Here is a 13,222-nt window from a genome sequence, read left to right on the forward strand (position 1 = left end):
TGTCAGGAGCTGACCTTCGCCGGCACGATGTTGTGCCACCGGTTGAAGACGTTGCTGGGGTCGTACTCGGCCTTGATCGCGGTGAGCCGGTCGTAGTTCTGCCGGCCGTAGCCCGCGACGACGCGGTCCATGCCCTCGTCGCCGATGAAGTTGAGGTAGACCGCGCCTGTGGACCACGGCGCGAGCACGTCGCGGAGGTGGTGCGCCCAGTCCCGAGCCCGCTGGTCGTCCGCCGGGTTCTCCCACAGCCCCAGCGGGTGCGCGACCCACGGCGTGTCGCGGTTGGCCATCGGCCAGTCGGCGGCGTTGCGGGCGACCGCGCCGCCCCACGGGATCATGCCGTGCTGGGAGGGGGACGGGGTGATCATCCGTTCGGCGGCGGCGCAGAACGCGCGCACTGCCTCGTCCGGCAACGACCGCAGGTACTCGGCGGACCAGTAGTTCCGGTAGCCGGGCGGATCGTCCAACATGGACTGCAGGTCGGCGTAGGGGATGTCGGTCAGCACCAGTGCGCGCGGCTCCAGGGCCGTCAGAGGGGCGATGAGGCTTTCCAGTTCCGCGGCGGTGCCCAGGTACGTCACGAGAACACCGCAACAGAGCTTGCCGACGAGCTCGGAGGGTACGAAGTCCTCCGGCGGCCCGGTCAGGTAGATCGCGCCGCCACCGGCCTCCTCCGGCGCGCTCTCCACGAAGTCGCGGAAGGCGCAGGTGGCGGCTTCACCCTCGTCCGCCGGCCACAGCATGAGCGCGATGGAGAACTCCGGCAGCGGGTGCAGCCGGAACGTGAACGACGTGGCCACGCCGAAGTTGCCCCCACCGCCGTGCAACGCCCAGAACAGGTCGGGGTGCTCGGTCTCGCTCGCGGTCACCGTCCTGCCGTCGGCGAGCACCAGGTCGACCGCGAGCAGGTTGTCGCACGCCAGCCCGCACTTGCGCTCGATCCAGCCGGACCCGCCACCGAGCGTCAGCCCGCCGACACCCGTGGTGGAGACCCTGCCGCCGGTCGTGGCCACCCCGAACGGTTGCGCGGCCCGATCGAACACCGCCCACGTGGCGCCGCCGCCGACCACGGCGCTGCGGGCGTCGGGCGAGATCGAGACGCCGTTCATCCGGCGCAGGTCCAGCACGAGCCCGTCCTGCACGAGGCTCGCGCCCGCGACGCTGTGGCCACCGCTGCGGACCGCAACCGGCATGCGCTTCTGTTGCGCGAACGCGAGTGCTTCTTGCACGTCAGCGGTGTTCTCGCACTGGGCGATCACCGCCGGTCTCGTCTCGATGGCGCTGTTGAAGACGGCTCGCGCGGCCTCGTACGCCTCGTCGTTCGGGGTGAGCAGGGTGCCGGAGAAGTTTTCCATGCCTGGCCCTCCGTGGGTGACTGGTGTCACACAGGTTGCGCCGTCTGGCGGATGCGCGCTCGTCCAGTAAGAACTCCCTAAGGTTCAGCTCTCGCTGAGCACCTCGGAGCATCGCTGCAGGAGCGCGCGTAGCTGCGCGCGCTCTTCTTCGGTGAACGCGTCGGCCAGCTTCTGCTCCACCGCAACAGCACCCTTGTCGGCCTTGCGGAACGTCGCGTAGCCCGCCTCGGTCAGCCGGTTCTCCAGAACGTTGCGCTGCCACTGGTGCGGTGTGCGCTCCACAAGGCCCATGGCGACCAGGTTTTGCAGGATCGTCGTCATCGTCTGCGGCGTGACCAGGCACAACCGCGCGAGTTCCGCTGCGGGGGCGCCGGGGTGGTCGCTCAGCGCCAGCAGGGCCGAGTACTGCGGCACGGTCAGGCCCGCCGGCTTCACCGCGGCCGCCTTCGCGGTCATCAGCTCCAGCTCGGCGCGCTTGATGTCTCCGCCGATCCGTTCGCTGCTGCGCATCCGCTCATCGTAGGAGTGTGGTAAGAGTATTGATAGTTATCAGAACTCTGATAGCTGTCAGAGCTCTTACTGGAGGGCAGACATGCGCATCGCGCTTGCCGTCATGGCGGCGTTGTTGCTGTTCACGGGCACGGCGGTGGCCGCGCCCCGGCACATCGAGGGGATGTCGCCGTCGCTGCACCCCGAGGGCGTGCAGTGGGATCCGTCGCGCGGCCAGTTCCTGGTCAGCTCCGTGCGCCACGGCACGGTGTCGCTGGTTCGCGCGGATGGCAGTGTTCGGCCGTTGGTCACGGGCACGAAGATGGTGTCCACGTTCGGCATCCAGGTGGACCGCGGCCGGCTGCTCGTCGCGTACGGGGACATCGGCTTCGGCGAACGGTCGGTGCCAGGCCAGTCCGGGCTCGGGGTCTTCGACCTGCGCACCGGGCGTCCGATCAAGTTCGTGGACGTGCCCAACGGTGCCAACGACGTGGCGGTCGACCCGGTCGGCAACGCCTACGTCACCGGGCCGGCGGGCGACACCATCTGGAAGGTGTCACTCGGGGGCGAGGTCTCGGCGTTCGCTGCGGACCCGCGGCTCGCGGCGGCCATCGGCAACAACGGAATCGTCTGGGACCCCAGGGGATTCCTCGTCACGGGCAACTACACCGACGGCACGTTGTTCAAGGTCACCCGTGGGCTCGTCCAGGAGCTGCCCGCACCGAAACTGGTGGGCGCGGACGGGTTGACGCTGACCCGCGACGGGCTCGTGGTGGTCACCAACAGTCTTGGTGCGCCTGGGAAGAACGCGGTCACCGTGCTCGACACCCGCACTTGGAAGGTGAAGTCCCAGCGTGAGTGGAAGACCGCGCCGACCACGGCAGCTCGCACGCCGCACGGCACCTATGTGCTGAGCGGCTACCTGGACGTGCTGCTCAAGGGGGAGCGCACGGACGAGTTCAGCCTCGACCGATGAACTCGACCAGCAGCCGGTTCACCTCGTCCGGCCGCTCCAGGTACCCGATGTGCCCGCACCCGGCGACCTCGGCGTAGCGAGCACCGGGGATCGCGTCCGCCACCTCGCGTGACAGGCGGGGTGGCAGGACGAGGTCGTCGGCGAACCCGATCACCAGCGAGCGCACCGAAATCCCGCGGTAAGCCTCCAGGCGCGGCTCGTGGTCGCTCAACGCGAGCTGCGCGCGTTCGCCGGGGCCGATGGAGGAGCCGCCGAACTCGTACATCTCCAGCCAGTCGCACGCGACGACAGGATCGGCCAGCGTGGCGGGGGAGAGGTTCCGCATCACCGAGGCCGCCGCGTAGAACGACGGCGGCACCTCGACGCCCTTGTCGTACAGGTCCATCAGGCTGCGCGACCACGCCTGCTGCACCGGTTCGGGACGGCCGGCGGTCGCCATCATCACCGCGGAACGCACCAAAGCAGGGTGGGCCAACGCCAGCTCCTGCGTGACGCGAGCGCCGAGCGAAGTGCCGATCACGTGGGCCGGGCCGCCGAGATGGGTGATGAGCGCGGCGGTGTCGGCGACCATGTCGTGGATCGTGAAGCCGTCGGCGCACTCGGACGACGGCTTGATGCCGCGGTTGTCGAAGTAGGCGACGCGGTAGCCGGCCTGCACCAGCGCGGCCACCTGGTGCGTGCGCCAGACGCGGCCCGGGCTGCCGGTGCCCATGACCAGCACCACCAGCTCGCCGGTGCCCTCGGTCTGCACGTTCAGCTCGATGCCGTTGAGCGGGATGATCGCCATACCCAAGATCCTAGAAGCGGCACAAAGGCCGAATAACAGCCTCGTGCGTGGGATAACGCGCGCACAGGTCGTCCGCGTGGCCGAACGAGACGATGTCGTCGGTGTACGGCGGCACCACCACCGTGCCGACCAACGACCAGTCACCGGCCGGAGCGCTGCCCTGCCACACGCCGGCGGGCACGACCACCTGCGGGTTGGTGGCGGACAGCAAAGGCTGGGACACCGAACCGTCCGGGAAGAGCAGCACCATCTGCAACGGCGACCCGGCGTGGAAGTTGTAGATCTCCAAGTGCGACAACAGATGCATGCCCGAGAAGTCCGGCGACTGCAGCAGGTACGCGATCGCGGACGCCTCGGCGGACCGGTGGGTCTGCGCGAAGTAGCCGCCCTCGACGGGGAGCTCCTGCATGCCCAGCGAGGAAATCAACTGCTCAGGGGTCACGTCATCTCCGGAAGCGGTGAACCGTGCACGACGACCATGCCCTTGCCGAGCCGCTTCGCCGTGTACATCGCGGCGTCCGCGGCACCGAGCACGTCGTCGGCCGTAACAACAGGATCGTAGGAAAGCCGTTGCGCCACACCGATACTGGCGTGCACGTGATGAACGCGGCCGTGCACCTCGTGCGGATGTGACAACGCGCCGAGCAACCGCGCGCCGATCTCGTCCGCATCGCCGCCGTCGACCAGCACGCCGAACTCGTCGCCGCCGAGCCGGGCGACTGTGTCGTCCGGTCGCACCGAGTTTTCCAGCCGCGCCGCCACGTTCCGCAGCACGATGTCGCCCTCGGCGTGGCCGAACCCGTCGTTGACCGCCTTGAACCCGTCGACGTCGATGAACAAGAGGATCAACGGCCGCGAACGATCCCGGACCGCCAAAGCACAATCCAACCGGTCGCGGAACAGCGAACGGTTCGCGACGCCCGTCAACGGGTCGTGCGTCGCCTCGTGCCGTAGCTGTTCGCGAGAGACACGGAGCTGGTCCATCAAACGGACGTTGTCCATCATCGTGAGCAACTGACGCACGATCACGAGGCACACGACGGCAAGGCCGACGTAGATCTCCACCGGGTTGAGGCGGCCGCCGGTCGCCGTGTTCCACATGATGAAGAGACCAGTGATCGCCAGCGGCAGGTACGGCACGAGCAGATGCAGCAGGTCGGCCATGCGCATGCGGCCGGACGACGGTTCGCGGTTGCGTGACGGTGCCAGCGCGCTGAGGAAGAAGAAGGCCGGGCACAGCATGAAGCCGATGTCCGCGGTCGCCGGGATCGCCGTGATGCCCTTCGAGATGTAGAACGCGAACACCCAGCCCGACGACGACTGCGCGACACCGGCCAGTGCCACGAAGAACATCGGCCACTGACGCACGGACTGATGCGTCCACGACATCACGACGATGGCTACGAGCAGCACGAGGTATGCGGCGGGATGTGCGACCACCGTGGCGAAACCGGGGCCAGAGGTCGCCCACGCGCGGGTCAGCGACTCCAGCGCCGACACCCACGTCAGCACGAACAGCGACCCGATCACGATCAGCCCGTCGAGCACCACGACCGTGCGGCTGCGGTAGTTGGGCAGCAGATCGTCGGCGCGGCGTTTCTGCGCTTCCACGACCACGGCGGCCAGGCACAGCACCGGCACCAAGGTGAACCCGAGCGGCGCGATCGTGGACGTCGGCAGCTGCACGCCCATGATCTGCTGACCCCAGATCCACGCGGACAGCCCGACGGTGAGGCTCGCCATGGCCGCCGTCATCCAACGGTTGCGCAACCGCCAGTAGGCGACCAACGCCGCCACGGCGAACACGAGCTGCACGACCTTGTCGATCGCGAGGCCGACCTCACGCGGCGCGGCGAGCGCGGTGAGGATGGTGATCGTCATGAAGGTGCCGACGCACCCCACAACGAGCCAGAACCTCTTCACCGCGTCTCCTGTGATCGAAACCCGACCACCGTAGTGATGGCGACGTGGACTTGTCGAACTGTGTCGAACACGTGTCGGTGCAAGTCCCTCACGAGTGCACCGGATATGGTTCGAACTGTTGTTCGTTCGGCGATCCGGGGAGCTGTTGTGCGGGTGTTCGGGGTCGACCCCGGTCTGACCAGGTGCGGCTTCGGCGTCGTCGACGGCGGGCCTGGCCGGACCGTGCGCGCCGTCGCCGTCGACGTACTGCGCACGCCCGTGGACGCTCCTCTGTCCGTGCGTCTCCACGAGTTGTACATCGGCGTTGCGGAATGGCTTGATCGCTACCAGCCGAACGTCGTCGCCATCGAACGCGTTTTCGCGCAGCACAACGTCCGCACCGCGATGGGGGTCGCGCAGGCTTCCGGCGTGGTGGCGTTGGCTGCGGCGCAACGGAACCTGCCGGTCGAGTTCCACACGCCGTCCGAGGTGAAGGCCGCCGTCACGGGGTCGGGCCGCGCGGACAAGGCGCAGGTGACCGCGATGGTGACGAAGCTGCTCGGGCTGAAGGTGGCGCCGAAGCCGGCCGACGCGGCGGACGCGCTGGCGCTGGCCATCTGCCACCACTGGCGCGCACCGATGCGCAACCGCATGGAGGAAGCGCAGGCCAAGGCCGCCGAGCTGGCCCGCATCCACAAGGCCCGGCTCGCCGAAGCCGCCAAGCGCACGAACTAAGGTCCAGCACGTGAAGTCCGGAGGAACCAGGTGATCTCGTCACTGCGCGGCCAGGTGCAGCACGTCGGCCTCGACCACGCCGTCGTCGAGGTGGGCGGGGTGGGCTTCGCCGTCCAGATGACCCCGAGCACGCTCGCCACCCTCCGCCGCGGCGAGGAGGCCAGCCTCGCCACCACGCTCATCGTCCGCGAGGACTCGCTGACGCTGTTCGGGTTCGCCGACGCCGAAGCCCGCGAGCTCTTCGGGCTTCTCCAGACGGTCAGCGGCATCGGCCCGCGGATCGCGCTGGCGACGCTCGCCGTGCTGGAACCGGACAAGCTCCGGCACGCGCTCGCCGAAGGCAACATCACCGTGCTGACGCAGGTCCCGGGCATCGGCAAGAAGGGCGCGGAACGCCTCATCATCGAGCTCCGCGACAAGGTCGGCGCCCTGCCGACGCCCACGATGCCCGCGCACAGCCAGACGCGTGACCACGTGGTCGAAGCGCTGCTCGGCCTCGGCTTCCCGGCCAAGTCGGCGGAAGCCACCGTCGACAGCGTCCTCGCGGACAACCCGGACCAGTCCACGTCCGCCGTCCTGCGCCGGGCGCTCGCGACCCTGGGGCGCAAGTGACCGAGGACGAGCCCAAGGACGAACTCAGCCCCTTCGCCGCGCCCGCCGAGCGCGACCTCGAGACCAGCCTCCGACCGGCCGACCTGCACGAGTTCGTCGGCCAGCAACGCGTGAGAGAACAGCTCGAACTGGTCCTGCACGGCGCCATGCGTCGCGGCACGGCACCGGACCACGTGCTGCTCAGCGGCCCTCCCGGCCTGGGCAAGACCAGCTTGGCCATGATCATCGCCAAGGAGCTGAACTCAGCCATCCGCATCACCAGCGGCCCGGCCCTGGAGCGTGCGGGCGACCTGGCCGCGATGCTGTCCAACCTCGTCGAAGGCGATGTGCTGTTCATCGACGAGATCCACCGGATGGCCCGCCCGGCCGAGGAGATGCTGTACCTCGCCATGGAGGACTTCCGCGTCGACGTCGTCGTCGGCAAGGGCCCAGGAGCGACCAGCATCCCGCTCGACATCGCGCCGTTCACGCTGGTAGGAGCCACGACGAGGTCCGGAGCGCTGACCGGGCCGCTGCGGGACCGCTTCGGCTTCACCGGCCACATGGAGTTCTACAGCGCCGACGAGCTGGACCTCATCGTGAAGCGCAGCGCCAAGATCCTCGGCGTCGACCTGCACGACGACGGCGCGAGCGAGATCGCCGGCCGGTCACGCGGCACACCCCGCATCGCGAACCGGCTGCTGCGCCGCGTCCGGGACTTCGCCGAGGTCAGGGCCGACGGCAGGGTCACGGAAGAGATCGCGAAGCAGGCGCTGAAGGTCTACGACGTCGACGAGCTCGGCCTCGACCGGCTCGACCGCGCGGTCCTGCACGCCCTGGTCAAGAGCTTCAACGGCGGCCCGGTCGGGGTGTCAACGCTCGCCGTCGCGGTCGGTGAGGAGCCGACCACGGTGGAAGAGGTGTGCGAACCGTATTTGGTGCGGGCTGGCATGCTGGCCCGGACACCGCGCGGCCGAGTGGCGACGCCGGCCGCGTGGCACCACCTGGGGCTGGAACCGCCCGCCGGTGATCAACTGTGGTGACCTGGCACAATCGGTGAAAGCACCTGGACATATCGGATGTGCGTCGAGGCATGTCCACTGATCGGAGAATGATGGACATCGGTTCTTTGATGTTTCCGTTGCTGCTGGTTCTGCTGGCAGTGCCGCTGTTCCTCAGCGCGCGCAAGCAGAAGCGGGCGATGGCCGAGCAGCAGAAGCTGCAGAGCTCGCTCGCTCCGGGCGACAAGGTCATGACCACGTCTGGCCTGTACGGCACCGTCGCCGACGCGAGCCACGACACCACCATCGACATCGAGATCTCCGAGGGTGTCGTCACGCGCTGGCTGCGCGCGGCCATTCGCGAGAAGGTCGACGAGAAGGCCGCCGAGGCGAGCGAGGTCATCGCCAAGGACGACGACGAGGCCGAGGAGCAGCCGACCACCGCACAGGTCGCCGAGCCCCTGGACCACAACGCCAAGAAGTAACTGCATAGGCTTGCACTCCTGGAGTTGGCAACTGTGAAATCCGCCAACTCCAGGTAGTGACGCCCAGCTCACGCGGCGCGCGTTACGCTGCGCGCTCGGAAACCATCGCTACTAGGAGACGGACGGATCGTGGCACCTCCGGCCGGGCAAATTCGCCCTGCGAAGTACTTGGCGAGTTTTGTCCTCATCGTGGTCGCTCTTTACGCCCTGGTGTTCTTCACCGGGAACGGTTCGGCCAAACCCAAGCTCGGTATCGACCTCCAGGGCGGCACCATCGTCACGCTGACCGCGCGTCAGGAAGACGGTGCCCAGCCCAGCGAGGAGGCGCTGAACCGCGCGCGTGACCTCATCGAGGTGCGCGTCAACGGTCTCGGTGTCTCCGGTGCCGAGGTCGTGCGCGACGGCATCAACCTGACGATCACCGTGCCCGGCGCGGACAGCGAAGGCGCGAAGGGCCTCGGCCAGACCGCCCGCCTGTCGTTCCGCAAGGTCCTCGGCCAGCCGATCCCGGCCGCCGCTGCGCCCAACACCGAGGCGCCGTCGTCGAGCACCCCGCCGTCGAGTGGCGCGAGCACGCCGCCGTCCTCCGGTCAGACCGCCTCGCCGCCGTCGAGCGGCGCCCCCCAGGGCCGCCCCGCTCCGAACCTGGCCGCGCAGCCGTCGAGCACCCCGCCGTCCTCCAACGCGAGCACGCCGCCGACCACGCCGTCCGCCCCCTCCAACGTCGACCCGAAGCTGGCGAAGGAGATCCAGGAGGCCAAGGCGCTGCGCCAGGCCACGGACCAGCAGATCCTGCAGCAGGCCGCGCTCATGCTGGACTGCACGAAGCCGGACCCGTTGCGCGGCAACGACGACCTGGACAAGCCGCTCGTCACCTGTGGCGAGAAGGGCGCGTACAAGTACATCCTGGCGCCGGTCAACCCGCCCAAGGAAGACACCCAGACCAAGGCGGACGACTTCTCGACCTACTCCCGCCTGTCGGGTGAGGACATCAGCAACGCCGCGGCCAACAAGAACCCGAACGGCACCGGCTACGTCGTCAACCTCGACTTCAAGAGCGAGGGCGGCACGAAGTGGGGCAAGTTCACCGCCGCCAACGTGCAGCAGGCCGTCGCGGTCGTGCTCGACGGTGAGGTCATGTCCGCGCCGACCATCCAGTCGGCCATCACCGGTGGTTCCACCGAGATCAGCGGCAAGTTCACGCTGCCGGAGGCGCAGAGCCTCGCGAACACCCTGAAGTACGGCGCGCTGCCGCTGTCCTTCGACGCCTCCGAGGCGCAGACCGTCTCGCCGACGCTGGGCCTCGCCTCGCTGAAGGCCGGTCTGATCGCGGGTGGCCTCGGCCTTGCGCTGGTGTTCGTCTACTGCATGTTCTACTACCGCCTCCTGGGCATCCTGACGATCCTGTCGCTGGCGCTGTCCGGTGTGATCGTCTACGGCGTGCTGGTGCTGCTCGGCCGCTGGATCGGGTTCACCCTCGACCTCGCGGGCATCGCCGGTTTCATCATCGCGATCGGTATCACCGCCGACTCGTTCATCGTCTTCTTCGAACGACTGAAAGACGAAGTGCGTGAAGGCCGAACGTTCCGTTCAGCCGTGCCGCGCGCGTGGGTCCGTTCCCGCCGCACGATCCTCTCCGCCGACGCGGTCAGCTTCATCGCCGCCGCCGTGCTGTACGTGATCGCGGTCGGCCAGGTGAAGGGCTTCGCGTTCACCCTGGGCATGTCGACGGTCCTCGACCTCGTGGTCGTGTTCCTCGTGACGCACCCGCTGGTCGCGCTGGCCTCCAAGTCGAAGTTCCTCTCCAACCCGAAGCTGTCCGGCCTGGGCGGCGCCCTGCGCGAGGGTGCGTCCCACCGCGCCGGCATGTCCGGCAAGTCCGCCGCCGCGAAGGAGGCCTGACATGGGCAACGTGTTCACGCGCCTCTACGTGGGCAACGGCGCTTTCGACATCGTCGGCAAGCGCACCCGCTGGTACATCGTCTCGGGCATCATCCTGCTGGTCTGCATCGGCTCGATGGTGTTCAACCAGTTCAACCTGGGCATCGACTTCAAGGGCGGCACCAAGATCTCGATGCCGTCGGTCTCCGCCTCCGGGCAGACGATCTCGGTGGGCGCCGTCGAAGACGCCTTCGCGAAGGCCCTGTCGGGCAAGCGCCCGACCTCCGTGCAGGCCGTCGGCTCCGGTGACAGCGCCACCATCCAGATCAAGTCGAGCACGCTGACGATCAACGAGGTCGCCCAGCTCAAGGCCGGTCTCGCGCAGGACGCCAACCCGCGTGGCGGCCAGGGCGCGATCTCCGACAGCGCCGTGTCCGCGTCCTGGGGTGGCGAGATCAGCGTCAAGGCCCTGTGGGCCTTGTTCTGGTTCTTCGTCCTGGTGACGGTGTTCCTGGTGTTCTACTTCGAGTGGCAGATGGCCGTCGGCGCGCTCGTCGCCGTCTTCCACGACGTCATCATCACCGCGGGCGTGTACTCGCTCGTCGGCTTCGAGGTGACGCCGGCGACGGTCATCGGTCTGCTCACCATCCTCGGTTTCTCCCTGTACGACACGGTCGTCGTGTTCGACAAGGTCAAGGAGAACACCCGAGGCCTGCTGGGGCTGACGCGTCGCACCTACGCCGAGGCCGCCAACCTGGCGCTGAACCAGACCCTGATGCGCTCGATCAACACCTCGCTGATCGCGCTGCTGCCGGTCATCGGCCTGCTGGTCGTCGGCGTCGGCATCCTGGGCGTCGGCACGCTGCAGGACCTGGCGCTCGTGCAGCTCGTCGGCATGTTCGTCGGTGCCCTGTCCTCGATCTTCATCGCCACCCCGGTGCTGGTGGACCTGAAGATGCGCGACCCGAAGTACATCGCGCAGGCCAAGCGCGTGGCCTCCCGCCGCGCCAAGGCCTCCGGCCCGCAGACCGCCGAGGGCATCGAGTCGGTCGACGAGGACGCCCTCGCCTCCGACCTGCGCAAGGAAGAGGCGATGGCCGCCGCCGCAGCGGTGCCCCACCGCACCGCCAAGGCCGCGGACGCCCGTCGCCGCCCGACCGGAAAGCGTCAGCGTTGAAGTTGGAACCAGCTCTGGGACTGATGCGTGAGGTCCCCGACTTCCCCCAGCCGGGGGTCGTCTTCCGGGACCTCACGCCCGTCCTCGCCGACCCGGACGCCCTGCGCGCCGTGGTCGACGCCCTGCAGGACAAGATCGACGACAGCACCCAGGTGATCGCCGCCATCGAGTCGCGCGGCTTCCTCCTGGGTGCTGCCCTGGGCTACGGCTGGCGCTACGGCGTCGTGCCGCTGCGCAAGCCGGGCAAGCTCCCGGTCGTCGCCGACTCGGTGTCGTACGCGCTGGAGTACGGCACGGCGTCGCTGGAACTGCCCGCCGACGCCATCCAGCCCGGCCAGCGCGTCGTCGTGGTGGATGACGTGCTCGCCACGGGTGGCACCGCAGAGGCCGCCTGCACGCTCGTGGAGCGCGCCGGCGGCATCGTGACGGGTGTGTCGGTGGTGCTGGAGATCACGGCCCTGGGCGGCCGCTCCAGGCTCGCCGGGCGTGAGGTCAACGCGCTGCTCGCCGTCTAGCGTTGACCGGATAGTTCCCGCTCCACAGGACTTCTCGCGCCCCCGCGCCTCATGGTTGAGGCGCGGGGGCGCCCCCGTCTCACCGCGAATTCGCCCAGCGGTGCAGTCGTCGTGGTCTCCCCTTGCATCCTCTCTGTACCGCAATCGCACCGGCGGGTGTGACGGTTCTGCCGCGCGCATCTCCGTTCACCGGACCTTGTGTTGTGGGGAGGAATTCGGTCGTGACGTCCAAGGAAAGCCGGATAGGCCGGGCAGCGCTGTACGCCGCATCGGGTGGTCTTCTGACGCTGGCGTTCGGTGCCCTGGGTGCTCAGGAGGCGGAGGCCGCGCCGAAGCCGTCGAGCGCCAAGAGCACCCGCGCCGCTGCGCCGAAGGCCGTGAAGAAGGCTGCAGCCAAGCCGAAGCCGGCAGCGAAGAAGCCCGCGGCGAAGAAGCCCGCCGCGAAGAGCAAGCCGAAAGCCGCGCCGAAGAAGGCGGCACCGAAGCCGGCAGCGAAGCCCAAGGCAGCACTGAAGAAACCGGCGCCGAAGCCACCGGCACCGAAGCCGGCAGCGAAGCCCAAGGCAGCAGTGAAGAAATCGGCGCCGAAGCCACCGGCCTCAACGCCCAAGGCGTCCGCAACCAGGACGACGCCTCCGAAGCAGGGCGTCAAGCAGTCACCTTCGCGAGCGCTGACCTCGAAACCACGCCAGGCCAAGTCGCTGAAGCCCGCGCCGAAGCCCGTCGATGCGCGGAAGTCGACGCCCAAACCGGTGATGCGCTCCACAGCCCGGGCACCTGAGGCACCTCGTCCGCGGGTGGTACAGCGGCCGACCGACCCCCGTGCGCAACGCACGTCGTCGGTCAAGGCGCGTGACGGGGCGGCTGGCAAGATCGTGGCGAAGTCGGGGCTGCGCAAGCCTTCAGCCGGTGTCCCGCTGGCACAGCGGTTGTCCTCGCATGCTCGGCCTGCGGCCACGAGTCGTGGCGGTTCGCCGTCTGCGAGGTTGGGCCAGTCGGACAGCAGGCAGCCTGGGAACAGGGCCGCGCCCGCGGTGACGGACAAACAGCGTGAGGAACGGGAGCGCGCGCAGGCTCGGGCGCGGTTGTTGCGTGCCAATCCTGATGGTGCTCCGCGTCCGGCTCCGACTGCACAGGCAACCGCGCCCGCGATACCTCCTGCGCCACGTCACAGCCCCGCAGTGGGTGGCAAGGGCGGTGCAGGCACCCCTGTCGATCTGCGCAAGTTACGCGAACTCGGACGTGGCTCGGACCAACGACGCGAAGCCGAACAGCAGCGCCGAAAGGCCGAGGAGGTGCGGCGGCAGGCTGGGCCGCCGCCGGCGGTG

The 13,222-nt window shown here is 68.7% G+C and carries 14 protein-coding genes; 8 read left to right on the top strand and 6 right to left on the bottom strand.

Going from position 1 to position 13,222, the window contains the following annotated elements; genetic code table 11:
• Positions 1-2 precede the first annotated feature (2 nt).
• Positions 3-1,355, bottom strand: a complete 1,353-nt coding sequence (locus DI276_RS42800; protein WP_112274768.1) for an FAD-binding oxidoreductase — start codon at positions 1,353-1,355, stop codon at positions 3-5.
• 84 nt (positions 1,356-1,439) lie between these two features.
• Positions 1,440-1,865, bottom strand: coding sequence for a MarR family winged helix-turn-helix transcriptional regulator (locus tag DI276_RS42805; protein WP_112274771.1), 426 nt, complete (start codon positions 1,863-1,865; stop codon positions 1,440-1,442).
• Positions 1,866-1,947: 82 nt separating this feature from the next.
• Between DI276_RS42805 and DI276_RS42810 the strand changes: the two genes are divergently transcribed.
• Entirely contained in the window at positions 1,948-2,820 is an 873-nt protein-coding gene (locus DI276_RS42810) for a hypothetical protein (RefSeq protein ID WP_112274773.1), read from the top strand.
• Here DI276_RS42810 and DI276_RS42815 read toward each other — a convergent pair.
• Genes DI276_RS42815 through DI276_RS42825 form a run of 3 tightly spaced genes read right to left on the bottom strand, consistent with a single transcriptional unit; the run spans position 2,804 to position 5,530 of the window.
• Complete coding sequence (locus tag DI276_RS42815; protein WP_112274775.1) at positions 2,804-3,607, bottom strand: alpha/beta fold hydrolase; 804 nt, start codon at positions 3,605-3,607, stop codon at positions 2,804-2,806. The genes DI276_RS42810 and DI276_RS42815 overlap by 17 nt on opposite strands.
• A 10-nt stretch (positions 3,608-3,617) precedes the next feature.
• The gene (locus DI276_RS42820; protein ID WP_112274777.1) at positions 3,618-4,049 is read right to left on the bottom strand and encodes a cupin domain-containing protein; all 432 of its coding nucleotides are present in this window, start codon (positions 4,047-4,049) and stop codon (positions 3,618-3,620) included.
• The gene (locus DI276_RS42825; RefSeq protein ID WP_232837305.1) at positions 4,046-5,530 is read right to left on the bottom strand and encodes a diguanylate cyclase domain-containing protein; all 1,485 of its coding nucleotides are present in this window, start codon (positions 5,528-5,530) and stop codon (positions 4,046-4,048) included. The genes DI276_RS42820 and DI276_RS42825 overlap by 4 nt, the downstream gene beginning before the upstream one ends.
• A gap of 147 nt (positions 5,531-5,677) precedes the next feature.
• Between DI276_RS42825 and ruvC the strand changes: the two genes are divergently transcribed.
• The 7 genes from ruvC (at position 5,678) to DI276_RS42860 (ending at position 11,894) form a co-directional block, all read left to right on the top strand.
• Complete coding sequence (gene ruvC / locus DI276_RS42830; RefSeq protein ID WP_198681254.1) at positions 5,678-6,244, top strand: crossover junction endodeoxyribonuclease RuvC; 567 nt, start codon at positions 5,678-5,680, stop codon at positions 6,242-6,244.
• A gap of 30 nt (positions 6,245-6,274) precedes the next feature.
• Positions 6,275-6,856 carry a Holliday junction branch migration protein RuvA gene (ruvA, locus tag DI276_RS42835; protein ID WP_112274786.1) on the top strand — a complete coding sequence of 194 codons (582 nt, stop codon included), beginning with the start codon at positions 6,275-6,277 and terminating at the stop codon, positions 6,854-6,856.
• Positions 6,853-7,878, top strand: coding sequence for a Holliday junction branch migration DNA helicase RuvB (gene ruvB, locus DI276_RS42840; RefSeq protein WP_112274788.1), 1,026 nt, complete (start codon positions 6,853-6,855; stop codon positions 7,876-7,878). The genes ruvA and ruvB overlap by 4 nt, the downstream gene beginning before the upstream one ends.
• Before the next feature lie 89 nt (positions 7,879-7,967).
• On the top strand, positions 7,968-8,321 hold the full coding sequence (yajC, locus tag DI276_RS42845; protein ID WP_198681255.1) for a preprotein translocase subunit YajC: 354 nt from the start codon (positions 7,968-7,970) through the stop codon (positions 8,319-8,321).
• Positions 8,322-8,450: 129 nt separating this feature from the next.
• Entirely contained in the window at positions 8,451-10,223 is a 1,773-nt protein-coding gene (gene secD / locus DI276_RS42850) for a protein translocase subunit SecD (protein WP_112274799.1), read from the top strand.
• A 1-nt stretch (position 10,224) separates the two neighbouring features.
• Positions 10,225-11,379, top strand: a complete 1,155-nt coding sequence (gene secF, locus DI276_RS42855) for a protein translocase subunit SecF (protein ID WP_112274812.1) — start codon at positions 10,225-10,227, stop codon at positions 11,377-11,379.
• Positions 11,380-11,402: 23 nt separating this feature from the next.
• A complete protein-coding gene (locus DI276_RS42860; protein WP_112274814.1) occupies positions 11,403-11,894 on the top strand; it encodes an adenine phosphoribosyltransferase in 492 nt (163 codons plus the stop codon).
• Positions 11,895-12,204: 310 nt separating this feature from the next.
• Here DI276_RS42860 and DI276_RS42865 read toward each other — a convergent pair whose 3' ends face one another.
• Entirely contained in the window at positions 12,205-12,660 is a 456-nt protein-coding gene (locus DI276_RS42865; protein ID WP_119724501.1) for a hypothetical protein, read from the bottom strand.
• Positions 12,661-13,222 lie beyond the last annotated feature (562 nt).

The sequence above is a fragment of the Lentzea terrae genome, assembly GCF_003265345.1.
GTDB classification, from domain to species: domain Bacteria; phylum Actinomycetota; class Actinomycetes; order Mycobacteriales; family Pseudonocardiaceae; genus Lentzea; species Lentzea terrae.